Genomic DNA, 16,989 nt, shown 5'->3' on the forward strand with positions numbered 1-16,989 from the left:
GTTGACCACCTCCGCCGAGGCGCCCGGGGCCGTGCTGGAGGCACTGGCCGGGTGCGCCGACCCCTTCCTGGTGGGAGTGCGCCACCACTCGCCGGTGCTGGCCGCGGCGGTGCCCGCGCTGCTGGACGCCGCCGACCCCGACGCGCTGTTCGTCGAGCTGCCCTGGGAGGCCGGGCCGTGGCTGGAGTGGCTCGCCCACCCGGACACCGAGGCGCCCGTCGCCCTGGTGTTCGGCGCCGCCGACGGGGGCGGGCACGCCTTCTACCCGTTCGCGGACTTCTCCCCGGAGCTGGCCGCCCTGCGCTGGGCCCGTGACCGCGGCGTCCCGGTCCACGCCGTCGACCTGCCGGTCGCGGTGCCCGTCCCCGGGGAGGGGCCGGGCGCCGACACCGGGCTCTCGGGGGCGCTGCTGCGCGCCGCCGGGGTCGACGACGGCGAGGAACTGTGGGACCGCCTGGTGGAGTCCCGCTCCTACGGCGCCGACCCCGAGCGGGTCCGCAGGGCCGCGCTGGCCCTGGGCTGGGCCCACCGGGCCGCCGACCCCGGCGGCCCGGGCCCGCGCGACCGCGCCCGCGAGGCGTGGATGCGCCGCCGCATCGCGGAGGTGGGCGCCGCCCGCCCGGCCGCCGTCGTGGGCTCCTACCACGCCGCGGCCCTCCTGCCCGACCCCGCCCGGGACGCCCTGCGCCGCCTCCTCGCCGCCGGCTCCGCGGACCCCGGCGCCCCCTCCCCGTCCCCGGCGGCCGTGACGTCGGCCTCGCTGGAGGTGCCGGAGAGCCCCGTCGGGCTGCCCGACCCCGGAGAGGTGCCCCTCCCCGCGCCAGGGGAGCAGACCGCCGGTGTCGTCAGCGCCCTCATCCCCTACACCTTCGCCCTCCTGGACTCCAGGTCCGGCTACCCCGCCGGCATCCGCGACCCCGAGTGGCAGCAGGACGTGTACGCGGCGGGCGGTGCGCCCCGGCGGGTGGAGGAGGCCGCGATCCGCCGCCTGGCGGGGATCGGCGCCCGGCTGCGCGCCGCCGGCCACGTGTGCGGCGTCCCCGACACCACGGCCGCCTACCGCCTGGCGCGCGACCTCGCTGCTCTGCGCGGCCTGCCCGCGCCGGGCCGCCGGGAGCTGATCGAGGCGCTCACCACCGCGCTGGCCCAGGGCGAGCCGCTGGGGCGCGCCCGGGCCCTGGCCCGCGCCGCCCGCGGCGAGCTCATCGGCCTCCGCCGCGGCCGAGCGGCCCCGGACGCCCCCGCCTCCGGGCTCGGCGTGCACGTCGCAGCCCTGGTCGCCCGGCTGCGCCTGCCCGGCCCCGCCGACGACCGGCGCGAGCTGCGCCTGGACCCCGAGCGCTCCCCGCTGGACCGCGAGCGGCACATCGCCCTACAGCGCGCGTCCGCCGCGGGCGTCGCCTACGCCGACCCGGTGCGGGGCGCCGGCCCCACCACCGACGGCGAGACCCTGGGCCGCACCTGGGAGGCCCGCTGGACCCCCTCCACCGAGGCCACGCTGGAACTGGCCGCCTGCTACGGCACCACCCTGGAGCAGGCCGCCCGCGGCCGCATCGCCGCCCGGCTGCGCGAACACGAGGGCGACCTCACCCCCGGACTCGCCGGGGACCTGCTCACCCGGGCCGCCGAGTGCGCCCTGCCCGACCTGGTCACCGAACTGGGCGCCAGGATCCTCGACGAGGTGCTGCCCCGGGCCGGCCTGACCGACGCCGTCGCCCTGCACGACCGCGTCCAGCGGATCGCCGCCGGACGCGTCCCAGGCCTGCCCGAGGCCCCCGAGTCCCTGGTGCGGCTGGGCTCGCGGCTGGCCGAGGCCGCCATCGCCTCCGTGCCGGGGATGGCGGGGGCCACCGGCAGGGACGACGCCGTGTCCCTGCTGCGGGTGGTGCGGATGGTCCAGGACCAGGCCGCCCTGCCCGGCGCGGTCGGCCCCCACCGGCTGCTGTGGCAGCTGCGGGCGCTGCTCGCCGAGGGCGGTCCGCTGGCCCAGGGCGCGGCCTCGGCCGCCCTGCTCCTGCTCGAGGCCGCCGGGCCCGGCGAGACCGCCGCCCGCCTGGCCGGGTGGGCCGACGACGCCTCCGACGGCACGGCCCTGGCCCGCCGGCTCACCGGAGCCCTGGTGGTGGCCGCCCCGGTGCTGGAGGCCGACCCCGCGCTGCTGGACACCCTCACCGAACGCGTGGAGGGCTGGGACGACGCGGGCTTCCTCGCCCGCCTGCCCGCGCTGCGCGAGGGGTTCGACGCCCTGTCCACCGCGGCCCGCGGCCGTTTCCTGGACGCGGTCACCGAACGCCTGGGCGAGGTGGACACCGACCTTTCCGTGCCCGCGGCCCTGGCCGCCGCCCTGACCGACGCGGACGGTGTCGCCCGCGCCGCCGTGGGCGCCCTCCTCCCGGCCCTCCTCCCCGGCCTCGCCGCCGCGGAGCCCCCCGCCGCCGTGGCCCCGGACACCCTCCCGCGGGCGGGGACCGGTTCCGGATCGGGCGCCCCGGCCGCGGGGGCGGACGGCGCCCCCGGGGCCGGGACGGCCCCCGGGCCCCGCGCCATCGGCGCCGCCGACCGCTGGCGGCTCGTGCTCGGCCGCGAACCGCACGGCGGGGGCGCCCCCGCGCGGCGGGCGGGCCGCGCCCTGGACGAGCTCTACGGCCACGGCCACGGCGAGGGGTCCCAGGACCCCACCGGCGGCCGCGGCCGCTCCGTGCCCGCCGCCCGGGAGTGGTCCGACGAACTGGAGGCCCTCTTCGGGGCCACCGTGCGCGAGGAGGTCCTGGGCCGGGCGGCCGAACGCGGCCGCACCGACGTCCTCGACCACCTGGACCCCGACACCGTCACCCCCTCGGTCGACCTCCTCGAACAGGTCCTCTCCCTGGCCGGGGCCCTGCCCGAGGCGCGCCTGGCCCGGCTGCGGCCCCTGGTCAAGCGCATCACCGACCGGCTCACCGCCGAGCTCGCCCGCCGCCTGCGCCCCGCCCTGACCGGCCTGTCCGTGCCCCGGCCCACCCGCCGCCGGGGCGGCCGCCTGGACCTGGGCCGCACCGTCCGCGCCAATCTGCACACCGTCCGCCCCGGACCGGACGGGCCGCTGCTGCTCCCCGAACGGCCGGTGTTCGCCACCCGGGCCCGGCGCAGCGCCGACTGGCACGTGCACATCGTCGTGGACGTCTCCGGGTCCATGGAGCGCTCGACGATCCACGCCGCCCTGGTCGCCGCGATCCTGCACGGCCTGCCCGCGCTGAGCGTCTCCCTGACCGCGTTCTCCACCGAGGTCATCGACTTCACCGACCGGGTCCACGACCCCCTGGCCCTGCTGCTGGAGGTCTCGGTGGGCGGCGGTACCGACATCGGCGCGGCCCTGGCGCACACCCGCTCCGCGGTGCGCGTTCCCGGCCGCACCATCGTCGCCCTCATCACCGACTTCGAGGAGGGCGGGAGCCTCGGCCGCACCCTGGGCGAGGTCCGGGCCCTGGCCTCCAGCGGGGTCCACCTGCTGGGCCTGGCCGCCCTCGACCACGGCGGCGCGCCCGTGTACAACCGCGCGATCGCCTCCTCCTTCGCCGACGCCGGGATGCCGGTGGCGGCGCTGGGCCCGGAGGAGCTGGCGGCGTGGATCGGTGAGAAGGTGCGCGGTTGACCACCCTGGAAGGACCCACGATGACCGACCGGCCCCGGATCGCCCCCGAGCTGCTCGCCGCCCTGGTGGAGGCGGCGCCCGCACGGGTGCGCCGCAAGCTCGACGCCGCGCCCCGCGCCGCAGGGGAGTGGACCTGGACCCGCGGGGACGGGACGTGGACCGTCGCCGCGGGCGGCGAGACCGTCACCCTCACCGGCGCCGACCTCACCGACCCCGGCCAGGCCGTGTGCACCTGCCTGCTCTCCCCGCGCTGCCTGCACCTGCTGTCGGCGGTGTCCCTGCTCGACACCACGGCCGACGACGGACCCGCCGACCCCCCGGACGCCTCCGACGGGGAGCCCTCCGGGCCGCCCGCCGGCCACGACCCCCTGGCCGAACCCGTCGAGCCGGACGCCGCGGCCCGCGCCGCCGCCCGCGCGGCCTGGGACGCCGCGGCCCGCGCCCTGGCCCGCGGGGTGCGCGCCGCCGGGGCCTCCGGCCGCGCCGAACTGCTGCGCGCCTCCGCCCTGGCGCGCGCCGCCCGCCTGCCCCGCCTGTCCGCCGCCTGCGTCGCCGTGGCGGCCGGACCGCGCGACCACCCCACCCCCGACTTCGACCTGTCCGCCTACACCGCCTCCCTCGCCGCACTGCTCGACCTGGCCTGGCGGCTGGGCGGGGGACCCGAGGGGGAGCGTCCGACCCCCACCCGGGCCGACGTCGGGGTCGGCCGGCGCGCCTACACGGAGATCGGGTCGCTGCGCCTGTACGGCCTGGGCTGCGAGCGCGTCGTCACGGCCTCGGGGTACGCGGGCGTGGTCACCCACCTGGTGTCGGTCTCCGACGGAGCGCCCCGGACGTGGAGCGTCTCCGACATCGCGCCCGGAGGCCCCGAGCGGGCGGCCGCCGCGCACGGTGCCCGGGTCTCCTTCGGCGGGACCGCGCTGAGCCACCGGGACCTGGGGCGGGCCGCCCTCGTCGCGCAGCGCGTGGGCGCCAGCGCCGACGGCCGGCTCAGCGGGATGTCGGCCACCACGGCCGCCACCGCCGACGCCCCGCCCTGGGACGAGGGACCCCTCGCGGCGCTGTGGGAGCGCCCGGCGGCCGAGCAGATCGCGGACGCGCTGGCGGCCCTGGCCGCGCCTACCCGCCGCAGCGGCGCCGACCTGGTCTTCACCGAGTTCACCGTGGTCGGGCCGCACCCGGAGGGCGCCGAGGCGACCGCGGGCGGCCGCTCCCTCGTCCTGGCCGCCGACGGGGCCCGGGACCCGCTGCGCGCCCGCAACCTGGCCAGGCTCGCCCGGCAGCCGGGAACGGTGCTGCGGGTCATGGCCCGCCCGGTCCTGGAACGCCCGGGCCGCCTGGTGCCGATCACCGCCGACGGCCTGCCGGACCTGCCGCGGGCCCGCCGCGGCCGTGCCGACCTGTCGCTGGACACCCTGCGCTGGGCGGACCCGGAGCCGGCCCCGGACACGGTCCCGGCCGCGCCGGCGCCCCCGCCGCCCACCGCCTCCGACCCCGGGACGGCGGTGCTGGACCGCGTGCTGAGCCGCCTGGCCGAGGCCGGCCGGGAGGCCGTCCCCGCCGACCCCGGGACACGGTTGCGCGAGCGCCACCTGCGGACCGGCGCCGACCTGCTCACCGCGCTGGCGGCGGCCGCGCGCGAACGGGTGCGCACGGCGACGGGGGAGTCGGCGGCCCCGCCCCCGGACCGGCTCGCGCTGGCCTGGCTGGCCGCCTCGACCTACCTCACCGCGGTCCGCCACCGCCTGCACACCCTCGCCTGGGACCTGTGACCGGTGCCCGGCCCGGCGGCGCCGCCGGGCCGGGCCGGGGTCAGGGGCGGCGCCAGGCCAGCGCGGCGGCCCAGACGGCGGTGCCGGTCAGGACCAGCGCCAGGGGCACGTGCGCCTGGAGCGGGCCGTAGGTGCCCAGCGCCGCCTGGGGGAAGCCCAACAGCAGCGCCAGCCCGCTGACCAGCGCCAGCGTCCGGGGGACCCCGCCGCCCCGGCCCGCCGAGTTCCAGTACCAGAGCGCCGCCGCCAGCTGGAGCACCGCCATCGTGTGCACCCCGAACGCCCCGTAGTAGTGCAGCGGCAGGGCGGCCGCGTTGAACGTCACCAGCTGGCCCGCCGTCGCCCCCTCCCACAGGATCGCGGCCAGGTGGGCCAGGGCGGCGACGCGCACCGCCCACAGCGGTGCCGGTGTAGCGGTGGTCGTGGTGGTCCTGTCCATGGCGGGCCTCTTCGTCTGTGCTCGGTACGGCCGACCCGCCCATTGTCCCCCCGCGGGGCCCCGCGTCCCCGCCCGGAGACGACACGGACGCCACACGTCCCCGGCCGGGTCCGGCCGCTTCCCGGGCCGCGAATCCCGCTACGATCGGTGCCCATGTCCCGTCTCGACAGCAAGGCCGTGCTCCAGGGCCGCCGCTCCCGCCATTCGATCACCCTGATCCTGGGGATCACCGTCAGCCTCGTCTGCATGGCGGGCATGCTCGTCTACCTGTGGCTCCTGGCCCTGGCGGGCGGCGCGGCCGCGGGCATCGACGGCGCCACCGGGTTCGTCGTCGCGCTCGTCGCCGCGGTCATCCCGGCCGGGATCCTGGTCCCGCTCATCCTCATGCTCGACCGCCTGGAGCCCGAGCCCGGCTGGGTGCTCTTCTTCGCGTTCGTCTGGGGCGCGGGCGTGGCCGTGGTGGCGGCCCTGCTGCTCAACACCTGGGGGTTCGCGGCGATCACCGTCCCGCTGTTCGGGCAGGAGGTGGGTGACTTCCTGGGCACCTCGGCGGTGGCGCCCCTGGTCGAGGAGAGCGCCAAGGGCGTGGTGCTGCTGATCCTGCTGTGGCGGCGCCGCAACGAGATCGACACGTTCACCGACGGCGTCGTCTACGCGGGCATGGTGGCGACCGGGTTCGCCTTCACCGAGAACATCCTGTACTTCCTCAGCGCCTTCTTCGACGGGACCCTGGTCGCCACGTTCGCGATCCGCGGCATCGTCGCCCCGTTCGGGCACCCGCTCTACACCGCGATGATCGGCATCGGCGTCGCCTACGCGGCCATGCGGCCGGGCTTCCTGCGCCTGCTCGCGCCGGTCGCGGGCTGGGTGCTCGCGGTCCTGCTGCACGGCATGTGGAACGCCTCCACCTACTTCGGCTGGACCGGGCTGGGCCTGGCCTACCTCGTGCTGTTCGCCGTGCTGGTGGGGGTCCTGGCGCTGGCCGCCCACGACCGCCGCGGCCAGGTCCAGGCGATCGCCCACTACCTGCCGCCCTACATCCCCACCGGGCTGGTCACCCCGGCCGACATCTCCATGCTCAGCACCCTCAAGGGGCGCCGTCAGGCCCGCGAGTGGGCGGCGCGCAACGCGGGGTCCAAGGGCCGCGAGGCGATGCGCGAGTACCAGCTCGCGGCGACCGAGCTGGCGCTGCTGCACAAGAAGCTGGACGCGGGGCTGCGACGGGAGGACTGGAAGGTGCGCCGGGACGCGTTCCTGGCCCTCATGCACGTGTCCCGGGACGCGTTCCTGGGCCGCCTCCCCCAGCCGGTGGCGCCGGGCTGGGCGGAGCGGCCCACGGACTCGGGCTTCCTACGCCGCGCGGACTTCGCCCACGTCATCGCCCAGGCGCGGGCTCAGCAGGAGTACTCTCCCCGGCACGGTCGGTGAGGACGGCCGCCCCGTCCGCCGGGGTCAGGCGGGTGGTGGCGAAGTACAGCCGGGAGATCGCGATCCAGGTCAGCGCCGAGCCCAGCACGTGCAGGACGACCAGGCCCTCGGGCAGGGCCAGCGCGTACTGGACGTAGCCCACGACCCCCTGGCCGAGCACCACGGCGATCAGCAGCAGGGAGGCGGTCCTCGCGGGGCGGCCCGCCCCGGTGCGGAACGCCAGCACGGCGGCCAGGACGGCGCAGGCCAGGGTGAGCCAGGCCAGCGCCGAGTGGAGCTTGGTGACGGCCTCCAGCGCGAAGCCCCAGCGCGGCGCGGCGGCGTCGCCGCCGTGCGGGCCGGTGCCGGTGACCACGGTCCCGGCGATCAGCAGCAGGAAGCCGATGACGACCAGGCCGATGCTCAGGGTGTGCAGTATCGGGTTCACACAGACCCGCGGCGTGCCCTCGGGCTCGCGGGAGCGCACGTACAGCGCCACTGTGATGAAGACCATCACCATGGACAGCAGGAAGTGCGCGCCCACGGACGCGGGGTGCAGGTCGGTCCACACGGTGATGCCGCCGACCACGCCCTGGCCCAGGACGCCGAAGGGGACGATCGCGGCCAGGCGCACCAGGTCGCGGCGGCGCTGCGGGGCCCGCAGGAACGCCACGAACGTGATGACGGCCACCGCCAGCACGACGAAGGTCAGCGTCCGGTTGCCGAACTCGATGGCGGCGTTGAGCGCGGCGTGCCCGGTGTCGATCGGCACGAAGCTGTCGGGCGTGCACTTGGGCCACTCCGAGCAGCCCAGACCCGAGGAGGTCACGCGCACGGTCGCGCCGGTGACGGCGATGCCCGCGTTGGCGGCGATGTTGCCCAGCGACCACAGGCGCAGGGACTTCGCGGTGGGCTCCCAGATACTGCGGGCCAGCAGGACCAGGGCCAGCACGCCGGCGGCCGCGACGGCGATCTGCCATGCCCACAGGGGGACGCCGAGCAGGGCGATGTCCTCCGCCGCGAGCGGGGCGGGGGTGATCGCGGCGGACGCCGCGGAAGCCGGGGAATCAGACATACGACAGAGCGTAGTACACGGCTCCGGGAGTCGTGACGCGCCCCCGCCGACGTGTGCGACCTGCGCCTACGGCGACTGCTCGGCGGTTCCGGAGGAGGCGGAGGTGCGGGTGGAGCCCGCGCTGGCGAGGATGACGCAGCCCACCGCCAGCCACTGCCAGACGGTGAGCATCTCGCCCAGCAGGACCAGGCCGACCAGGGCGGCGGCGGCCGGCTGCAGGCTCATCAGCACGCCGAACACCCGCGGCGGCATCCGGCGCAGGGCGTTGAGCTCCAGGGTGTAGGGGACCACCGACGAGAGCACGCCCACCGCCAGGCCGAACAGCAGCACCCGCCAGTCCAGCAGCGCGGCCCCGCCCTGGGCGATGCCCGCCGGGGCCATCAGCAGCGCGCCCACCACGCCGGCGATCGCCAGCCCCGACGCCCCGTCGAACCGCCGGCCGGTGGCGGCGCTGAGCAGGATGTACCCGGCCCACGACACCGCGGCCAGCGCCGCGAACAGGATGCCGAGCGGGTCGAGGGAGCCCGACTCCAGGCCCAGGGCCGCCACGCCCAGCCCGGCCAGGCCCGCCCACAGCAGGTCGACGCGGCGGCGCGAGCCCAGAACCGCGATCGCCAGCGGGCCCAGGTACTCGATGGTCACCGCGATGCCCAGGGGGATGCGCGCGAACGCCTGGTAGATGAAGAAGTTCATCGTGGCCAGCGCCACGCCGTAGCCGATCACCACCAGCCAGTCGCCGCGCGTGTACGCCTTCCAGGCGGGGCGCACCACCAGGCCGAGCAGCACGGCGGCGGTCAGCAGCCGCAGCCAGACCACGGCGGCGGGCGGCAGCACCTCGAACAGGTTCTTGGCCACCCCGGCGCCGGTCTGCACCGAGACGATGCCGATGAGCACCAGCCAGACGGGCGGCACCGCGTCCGCCGCGGTGCGCAGGGAGAACGGTGCCTTCGGTGTGGTCGGGGTGCCCATGGTCATTCATCCTATGTTTTGTGACTCGTGCTCCGGGCGCCCGCCCTCCCGCGCGGCCGCCGCGCCGTCCGGGGCGCGGGCCGGGAAGACCGCCGCCCACAGCAGCAGCCCCCAGGCCACCAGGGACACCGACGGCTGGAGCAGCGTCATCACCAGCCCGTACACCGTCCGCTCCGCCTGGTCGGTGACGGCCTGCACCCCGATCCACAGGAACGGCAGCGCAGCCGCCAGCAGGTTCACCGCCAGCGCCGCCCAGACCGCCTTCGAGCGGCCCGGCCGCCGCCACAGCAGCAGGGCCCCGCCGACCACGAGCAGGAGCAGGGGCGGCCCGAGCAGGCGCACGGACATGAACCACGGGACTCCGAGGGCTTCCATGCGGGGACCCTACCGAGAACGCCCCGTGTTCCCCGATTCCAGGGGGAACACGAACGAAGGGAGCGAAACGGTATGACATGCTTCCTGGTGGACCGTACCCCGCCCACTGGAGCCCTGTTCCCCATGTCCCGATCCCGCCGCAGCGACGCCCCCCGAGCCGCAACGGAACGGTACATACCCCACTGGCCGGTGCTGGCCGGCGCCACCGCCCTGGTCCTCATCGCCGCCATCCTCGGCTACGTGGGCGGGCTGTTCGCCTCCGACAGCGCGCGCGCCGAGGAGGGGGTGATCGCCGTCTCGGGCGTCCTGGTCCAGCCCGCGGAGCCGGAGGAGTCCCCCGAGCCCTCTCCGGAGCCCTCCGAGGAGCCCACCCACCCCGCGGGCATCGACCCCGAGACCGTCTACGTCCTCCAGAACGTGCACGGCGGCCGCGTCCTGGACGTCGCCCAAGCCGCCACCGGCAACGGCGCCGCGGTCCACCTGTGGGACCGGCACGACCAGGCCAACCAGCAGTGGCGGTTCGCGCCGGTCGAGGGCGGGTTCTACGAGATCACGGGCGTGGGCAGCGGGAAGGTCCTGGAGGTCCCCGCCGACGCGGCCGCCCAGGCCGCGGCCACCCTGCTCACCAGCACCGGGGCGACCAACCAGCACTGGACCGTCGTCGACGCGGGCGGCGGCGTCGTCCGCCTGGTGAACCGGGCCACCGGCCAGGCCCTGGAGGGCCAGGGCGGCGCCCCGGACAACGGGACCCCCGTGGTCCAGGCCCCCGACGGCGGGCACGCCTTCCAGCAGTGGCGGCTCGTCCCCCTGGGCTGAGCACGGCCCCCCTCGCCGGTCAGGGCAGCAGCAGCTCGCGCACCGTCTTCCAGCAGGTCTCGTCGGCGGCGTTCAGCAGCCCCAGCACGTCCGGGCCCTGGTCGGGCCGGTAGGGCGTCCCGTCCGGCCGCCGCGACACCCCGCCCGCCTCGGCCAGCAGCAGCGCGCCGGGGGCGTGGTCCCAGGGCAGGGTCCGGTGGAACAGCAGGAAGTCCCGGGAGCCCTCGCACAGCAGCGGGTAGTCGACGGCGGAGCAGTGCGCGCCGCCGTCCACCCCGGCGAACCGCGGCACCGACGCCTCCACGTGCCGCCTGGCCTCCGGGGCCAGGAAGCGCGTGAGCACCGAACCGCGCAGCCGCCCGGGGTCGGTCGGCGCCGGATCGCGGCGCAGCCGCGTCCCGTCGCGCCAGGCGCCCGCCCCGCGTTCGGCGGCGTAGGCGCGGTCCCACTCGGGCTGCACGATCCACGCAGCGACGGTCTCCCCGCCGTGCACCAGGGCCGCCATCACCCCGTACTCGCGGCGGCCCTCGACGAAGTTGCGGGTCCCGTCCAGCGGGTCCACCAGCCACACCACCGGCTCGGTGCGCAGCGCCTCCACCAGCGAGGGGTCGGCGGCCACCGCCTCCTCGCCCACCACCGGGGCGTCCACCAGCCCCCGCAGCCGGGCCGTGATGACCCGCTCCGCCTCCTGATCGACGACGGTGACCAGCTCGCCGGGGCCCTTCTCCATGACCTCGCCCTCGGACAGCGAGCGGGCCCGGGGCAGGATCACCTCGCGGGCCGCATCGCGCAGGATTCCGGTCACCGCGTCCATGTCGATCATGCCCGCCATCCTAGGACCGGGCCCCGACACGCCTGGTAGCCTGGCCCCGTGTTCCACCCCCGTGCGTAGACCGACACCGGACCGCCGCGCCCTCCGCGCCCGCGGTCCCTCCGGTGTCCACGCACGTCCGCGGCGCCCGCGCGCCGCCGCCCCCTGAGGGAACACACCCATGTCCTCGCCCCACGGGGCCGACTCCTACCGTGCCGTCCTGCGCACGCCCGGAGCGGTCCGCTTCTTCGCGCCCGCCATGCTCGGGCGCCTGTCCTTCGGCCTGCTGGGCCTGGCCCTGGTCCTGTCCGTCACCGCCGCGGCCGACTCCTACGCGGTGGTCGGCGCGGCCACCGCCGCCTACGGCGCCTCCGCCACGGCCCTGGCGCCGGCCCGGGCCCGTCTCATCGACCGCCACGGCATGCCGCGCGCCCTGGTCCCGATGGCGTTCCTGGCCGCCGCCGGCCTGCTCGCCCTGGCGTTCCTGACCTGGCGGCCGGGCGCCCCCGCCTGGTCCCTGATCGCCCTGCCCGCGCTCATCGGAGTGGTGATCCCGCCGCTGGGGCCGGTCACCCGCACCCTGTGGAGCCGTCTCTTCCACGACCGCGACGGCCTGCGCCAGCGGGCCTACAGCCTGGACTCGGTCGTGGAGGAGGCGGTCTTCCTCGCCGGTCCGCTGCTGCTGGGCGCGCTGCTGCCGTTCGCGCCGCCCGCGGCCGGCCTGGCCGGGGCCGCGCTCCTGCTGGTGGCCGGGGCCGTCCCGCTGGCGGGCGCGCCCCTGGCACGGCGGCGGCCGCGGGAGGAGGGGGACCCGGCCCCGGACGGCGGCCCGCCGCCCTGGCGGGCCCTGCTGCCCGTGATGGCGACGGCGGCGGCGCTGGGCCTGACCCTGGGCGCGGCCGGGCTGGTGCACGTCGCCTTCGCCGAGCGCCACGGCGGCGCCGCGCTGCTGGTGTGGTTCGAGGCGGCCCAGACCGCGGGCGGGGTCGTCGGCGGCCTGGCCTACGGGGCCGTGCTGTGGCGGCGGGGGCCGCAGGCCCGTCTCGCCGGACTCGGACTGGGCGCCGGGGCGGCGACGCTCCTGGCCGCGACCGCGTCCGGGCCGCTCACGCTGTGCGCCGTGCTCTTCGCCGCGAGCGTCCTGGCCACCCCGGCGATCACCACCGCCTACCTGGCGGCCGACGCGGCGGCGGGGCCGGGGCGGGCGGTCCGGGCGGGCACGTGGGTCAACACCGCCTACAACGCCGGGGCGTCCGCGGGCGGCGCGGCGGCGGGAGTGCTCGTCTCCCTGGTCGCACCCGCCCAGGGCTACCTGGTCGCGGCCCTGCCCCTGGTGGCCGTGCCCCTGCTCGCGGCCGGGGCCGCGGTGCTCACTCCCAGCGGAAGAGGCGGGCGGCCAGCGCCCCGCCGACGACGGCCCACACCAGGAGGACCGCGAACGAGCCCGCCGAGGGAAGGGAGCCGTCCGCCAGCACCGCCCGCAGCCCCTCGCTCAGAGCGGTGATCGGCAGCGCCGAGGACACCGCCTCCAGCGGGCCGGGGAACGCGCTGACGGGGAAGAGCACCCCGCCCAGCCCCAGCAGCAGGATGTAGACCAGGTTGGCCCCGGCCAGCGTGGCCTCGGCCCGCAGCGTCCCGGCCATCAGCAGCGCCAGCGAGCTGAACGCGGCGGTCGCCAGCAGCACCAGGGCGGCCGCCGCGGCCGCGCCGCCGAACGACACCGCCGGGGCCCAGCCCAGCGCCAGCGCCACGGCGCACAGCACCGCGACCTGGATGACCTGCACGCCCAGCACGGCCAGCGTCTTGGCGGCCAGCAGCCCGAACCGGGACAGCGGGGTGGCGCCCAGCCGCTTGAGCACCCCGTACCGGCGCTCGAACCCGGTGCCGATGGCCAGCCCGGTGAACGACGTCGACATGATCGCCAGCGCCAGGACGCCCGGGGTGAGCGCGTCCACCCGGGGGCCCTCGCCGACGTCCAGGACGGAGGTGAGGCTGAAGCCGACCAGCAGCAGCACGGGGATGACCATGGTCAGCAGGAACTGCTCGCCGTGGCGCAGCATCACCCGCAGTTCCATCCCGGCCTGCGCGGCGACCATCCGCCACATCGGCGCGGCGCCGGGGGCGGGGGCGAACGGGGACGCGGCCCCGTCCGCCGGGCGCGCGGCGCCCGGCGCGGGCGCGGCGGTGCTGGAGATGTGCTCGCTCATGATTCGCGCAGTTCCCTGCCGGTGAGTTCGAGGAAGACGTCTTCGAGGGTACGCCGTCGCACGCGCAGGTCCTCGGCCAGGACGCCGGCGGACGCGCACCAGGCGGTCACCGTGGCGAGGAACTCCGGGCCCAGCGCCCCGGGGTCGTCGGTGCCGATCACGTACTCGCTCCGGCCGCCCGCGCCGCGCGCGGAGGAGATCCGGGTCCCGGCGGGCAGTGCCTCCCGCAGGGCGTCGGCGTCGACGGGGGTGTCGGTGGAGAAGCACACCTCGCGGCGGCCCCCGGCCAGTTCGGCGGGGGTGCCCTCGGCCACGACGGCACCGCGGTCGATGATGACCACGTGGTCGGCGAGGCGCTCGGCCTCCTCCATGTGGTGCGTGGTGAGGATGACGGCCACGCCCGCCTCGCGCAGTTCGGCGACCAGGTCCCAGGTGGCCATCCGCGCCTGGGGGTCCAGGCCCGCGGTGGGCTCGTCGAGGAAGACCAGTTCGGGGCGGCCGACCACGGCGCAGGCCAGCGACAGGCGCTGCTGCTGCCCGCCCGACAGGCGGCGGAACGGGGTGCGCGACACCGAGGTCAGGCCCAGCCGCTCCAGCAGCAGGTCCGGGGACACGGGGGAGGCGTGGAAGGAGGCCATCAGGCGCAGCCACTCGGCCGCGCGGGCCCCGGTGGGCACGCCGCCGGACTGGGGCATGACCCCGACGCGGGGCTTGAGCGCGTCGGCGTCGGAGACCGGGTCCAGGCCCAGCACCCGCACGCTTCCGCCGTCGGCGCGGCGGAAGCCCTCGCAGATCTCGATGGTGCTGGTCTTGCCCGCACCGTTGGGTCCGAGCAGGGCGGTCACCGCGCCCCGGCGCGTCCGGAAGGTGAGGCCGGAGACGGCGGTGGTGGCGCCGTAGCGCTTGACCAGGTCGACGACCTCGACGGCGGCTGTGTCCATGGGCCCAGAGTCTACGTGCGCCCGCGCGAGGCCCTTCACCGCCCCGCGCGCACGGGGGCGGCGCGGGGAGCGGCGGGGCGGCGGCGCGCCCCGGGGGAGGGGCGGACGGGGTGTCCGCATGGCGGGATGGCGGTCTCATTCGGCGAGACGATCGGTCGGAGGTGGGATGACCTGCGCTTTTCCCGGGGCGGCCCCGTTGTGGCGAACTCCCAGTTAGGCAAGCCTGACCTTGGTGACGAAGGGCATGAAAGCGGGTTTGCCACGACGGACTGATTTACGCCACACTGATGTTGTCAAAACCAGGAGCAGTCGTCGAGGGGAGGGATCGTCGTGCCCGACGCCGCCAACGTACCCCGCCCCCTGACCGGGCCCGAACGCGGGGCCGAGACCGGCACCCGCGCGCGCGTGGCCCGGCTCATCCTGGAGCAGGGGCCGATCACCGCCTCCGCCCTGGGCGAGCGGCTCGGCCTGACCCCGGCGGCCATCCGCCGCCACCTCGACAACCTGACCGGCGAGGGCATGGTCGAGGCACGCGACGCCCGGCCCCCGGGCGGCCGACGCGGCAGGGGGCGCCCCGCGCGCGTCTTCGCCATCACCGAGGCCGGTCGCGACGCCTTCGTCCACGCCTACGACGACCTCGCCACCAGCGCGCTCCGCTTCCTCGCGGAGACCGCCGGCCCCGAGGCCGTCGGGGAGTTCGCCCGCAGTCAGGTCGCCGACCTGGAGAGGCGCTACGAGCCGCTGCTCGACGCCGTTCCACCCGAACAGCGCGTCCGGCTGTTGGCCGAGGCCCTGTCCAACGACGGCTACGCCGCCACCGCCGGCCGGGCGCCGGCCCCCGGAGGCGGCGACCAGCTGTGCCAGCACCACTGCCCTGTCGCCCACGTCGCAGCCGAGTTCCCGCAACTCTGCGAGGCCGAGATCGAGGCCTTCGCGCGGCTTCTGGGCACCCCGGTGCGCAGGTTGGCCACCATCGCCCACGGCGACGGTGTGTGCACCACGCACGTCACCCCCAGGGGTGACGACGGGGCGGGCGGGGACGACCACGCCCCCGCGCCCACCAGCGCCCGCCGCACGGCGGGCGGAGGATTGCAACACCACTAGGACGTCTGAGTCCAGGAGGAGTCCGCGCATGACGTCTATCGCGCATCCCGAACTCGAAGGGATCGGTAACTATGAGTACGGCTGGGCCGACTCCGACCAGGCCGGTGCCTCGGCCCGCCGCGGTCTGAACGAAGAGGTCGTCCGCGACATCTCCGCCAAGAAGGACGAGCCGGAGTGGATGACCAGGCTCCGCCTCAAGTCGCTGAAGCTCTTCGACAAGAAGCCCATGCCCAACTGGGGCGCGGACCTGTCCAAGATCGACTTCGACAACATCAAGTACTTCGTGCGGTCCACGGAGAAGCAGGCCACCTCCTGGGAGGAGCTGCCCGAGGACATCAAGAACACCTACGACAAGCTGGGCATCCCCGAGGCGGAGAAGCAGCGCCTGGTCGCCGGTGTGGCCGCGCAGTACGAGTCCGAGGTCGTCTACCACCAGATCCGCGAGGACCTGGAGGAGCAGGGCGTCATCTTCCTGGACACCGACACCGCTCTGAAGGAGCACCCGGAGCTGTTCCAGGAGTACTTCGGCACGGTGATCCCGGCCGGCGACAACAAGTTCGCCGCGCTCAACACCGCCGTGTGGAGCGGCGGCTCCTTCATCTACGTGCCCAAGAACGTGCACGTGGAGATCCCGCTCCAGGCCTACTTCCGGATCAACACCGAGAACATGGGCCAGTTCGAGCGGACGCTGATCATCGTCGACGAGGGCGCCTACGTCCACTACGTCGAGGGCTGCACCGCGCCGATCTACAAGTCGGACTCGCTGCACTCCGCGGTCGTCGAGATCATCGTCAAGAAGAACGCCCGCTGCCGGTACACGACCATCCAGAACTGGTCGAACAACGTCTTCAACCTGGTCACCAAGCGCGCCATCGCCGAAGAGGGCGCGACCATGGAGTGGATCGACGGCAACATCGGCTCCCAGGTGACCATGAAGTACCCGGCCGTCTACCTGATGGGCGAGCACGCCAAGGGCGAGACCCTGTCCATCGCCTTCGCGGGCGAGGGCCAGCACCAGGACACCGGTTCCAAGATGGTGCACTGCGCGCCCAACACCTCCTCCACCATCATCTCCAAGTCGGTGGCCCGCGGCGGGGGCCGCGCCTCCTACCGGGGCCTGGTGCAGGTGCAGGAGGGCGCCCACAACGCCAAGTCCTCCGTCAAGTGCGACGCGCTGCTGATCGACACCATCAGCCGCTCGGACACCTACCCCTACAACGACCTGCGCGAGGACGACGCCGAGCTCGCGCACGAGGCGACCGTCTCCAAGGTCAGCGAGGACCAGCTCTTCTACCTGATGAGCCGGGGCATGGACGAGGACGAGGCCATGGCCATGATCGTGCGCGGGTTCGTCGAGCCCATCGCGCGCGAGCTGCCCATGGAGTACGCGCTGGAACTGAACCGGCTGATCGAGCTTCAGATGGAAGGAGCGGTTGGTTAAG

General features: G+C 76.0%; 13 protein-coding genes and 1 pseudogene. 7 read left to right on the forward strand and 7 right to left on the reverse strand.

What is annotated here, in order from left to right; genetic code table 11:
- The first annotated feature begins 1 nt into the window (after position 1).
- Together K1J57_RS19845 and K1J57_RS19850 are read left to right on the forward strand one after the other, a co-directional pair.
- Positions 2–3,631: a DUF5682 family protein gene (locus K1J57_RS19845; protein ID WP_220560065.1), complete on the forward strand. Its 3,630-nt coding sequence runs from the start codon at positions 2–4 to the stop codon at positions 3,629–3,631.
- A complete protein-coding gene (locus tag K1J57_RS19850; protein ID WP_255646440.1) occupies positions 3,628–5,403 on the forward strand; it encodes a hypothetical protein in 1,776 nt (591 codons plus the stop codon). The genes K1J57_RS19845 and K1J57_RS19850 overlap by 4 nt, the downstream gene beginning before the upstream one ends.
- A 40-nt stretch (positions 5,404–5,443) precedes the next feature.
- On the opposite strand, the gene K1J57_RS19855 is transcribed toward K1J57_RS19850, so the two are convergent.
- The gene (locus K1J57_RS19855; protein ID WP_220560066.1) at positions 5,444–5,842 is read right to left on the reverse strand and encodes a hypothetical protein; all 399 of its coding nucleotides are present in this window, start codon (positions 5,840–5,842) and stop codon (positions 5,444–5,446) included.
- 153 nt (positions 5,843–5,995) lie between these two features.
- Between K1J57_RS19855 and K1J57_RS19860 the strand changes: the two genes are divergently transcribed.
- On the forward strand, positions 5,996–7,270 hold the full coding sequence (locus K1J57_RS19860) for a PrsW family intramembrane metalloprotease (RefSeq protein WP_220560069.1): 1,275 nt from the start codon (positions 5,996–5,998) through the stop codon (positions 7,268–7,270).
- Here the strand turns inward: K1J57_RS19860 and K1J57_RS19865 are convergent.
- The 3 genes from K1J57_RS19865 to K1J57_RS19875 all read right to left on the reverse strand — a co-directional run bounded on the left by K1J57_RS19865 (position 7,218) and on the right by K1J57_RS19875 (position 9,668).
- Entirely contained in the window at positions 7,218–8,324 is a 1,107-nt protein-coding gene (locus K1J57_RS19865; protein ID WP_220560070.1) for a heme A synthase, read from the reverse strand. The two genes, K1J57_RS19860 and K1J57_RS19865, sit on opposite strands and share 53 nt — an antisense overlap.
- Positions 8,325–8,390: 66 nt before the next feature.
- Entirely contained in the window at positions 8,391–9,293 is a 903-nt protein-coding gene (locus K1J57_RS19870) for a DMT family transporter (RefSeq protein ID WP_220565663.1), read from the reverse strand.
- 6 nt (positions 9,294–9,299) lie between these two features.
- On the reverse strand, positions 9,300–9,668 hold the full coding sequence (locus tag K1J57_RS19875) for a hypothetical protein (protein WP_220560071.1): 369 nt from the start codon (positions 9,666–9,668) through the stop codon (positions 9,300–9,302).
- A 123-nt stretch (positions 9,669–9,791) separates the two neighbouring features.
- On the opposite strand from K1J57_RS19875, the gene K1J57_RS19880 reads away from it, so the two are divergent.
- Entirely contained in the window at positions 9,792–10,484 is a 693-nt protein-coding gene (locus tag K1J57_RS19880) for an RICIN domain-containing protein (protein WP_220560072.1), read from the forward strand.
- A 19-nt stretch (positions 10,485–10,503) separates the two neighbouring features.
- On the opposite strand, the gene K1J57_RS19885 is transcribed toward K1J57_RS19880, so the two are convergent.
- The gene (locus tag K1J57_RS19885) at positions 10,504–11,307 is read right to left on the reverse strand and encodes an inositol monophosphatase family protein (RefSeq protein ID WP_220560073.1); all 804 of its coding nucleotides are present in this window, start codon (positions 11,305–11,307) and stop codon (positions 10,504–10,506) included.
- 247 nt (positions 11,308–11,554) lie between these two features.
- Between K1J57_RS19885 and K1J57_RS34170 the strand changes: the two are divergent.
- Positions 11,555–12,496 (forward strand): annotated as a pseudogene (locus K1J57_RS34170) (MFS transporter); the annotation flags it as partial.
- A 169-nt stretch (positions 12,497–12,665) separates the two neighbouring features.
- On the opposite strand, the gene K1J57_RS19890 reads toward K1J57_RS34170, so the two are convergent.
- Positions 12,666–13,502 carry an ABC transporter permease gene (locus K1J57_RS19890; RefSeq protein WP_220560074.1) on the reverse strand — a complete coding sequence of 279 codons (837 nt, stop codon included), beginning with the start codon at positions 13,500–13,502 and terminating at the stop codon, positions 12,666–12,668.
- Positions 13,499–14,443, reverse strand: a complete 945-nt coding sequence (locus K1J57_RS19895) for an ABC transporter ATP-binding protein (protein WP_220560075.1) — start codon at positions 14,441–14,443, stop codon at positions 13,499–13,501. The genes K1J57_RS19890 and K1J57_RS19895 overlap by 4 nt, the downstream gene beginning before the upstream one ends.
- A gap of 330 nt (positions 14,444–14,773) precedes the next feature.
- Here K1J57_RS19895 and K1J57_RS19900 point away from each other — a divergent pair, with 330 nt between their 5' ends.
- Together K1J57_RS19900 and sufB are read left to right on the forward strand one after the other, a co-directional pair.
- On the forward strand, positions 14,774–15,547 hold the full coding sequence (locus K1J57_RS19900; protein ID WP_220560076.1) for a metalloregulator ArsR/SmtB family transcription factor: 774 nt from the start codon (positions 14,774–14,776) through the stop codon (positions 15,545–15,547).
- Between the two features lie 28 nt (positions 15,548–15,575).
- Complete coding sequence (gene sufB / locus K1J57_RS19905; RefSeq protein WP_220560078.1) at positions 15,576–16,988, forward strand: Fe-S cluster assembly protein SufB; 1,413 nt, start codon at positions 15,576–15,578, stop codon at positions 16,986–16,988.
- Position 16,989 lies beyond the last annotated feature (1 nt).

The sequence above is a fragment of the Nocardiopsis sp. MT53 genome, from assembly GCF_019598965.1.
GTDB lineage: Bacteria > Actinomycetota > Actinomycetes > Streptosporangiales > Streptosporangiaceae > Nocardiopsis > Nocardiopsis changdeensis.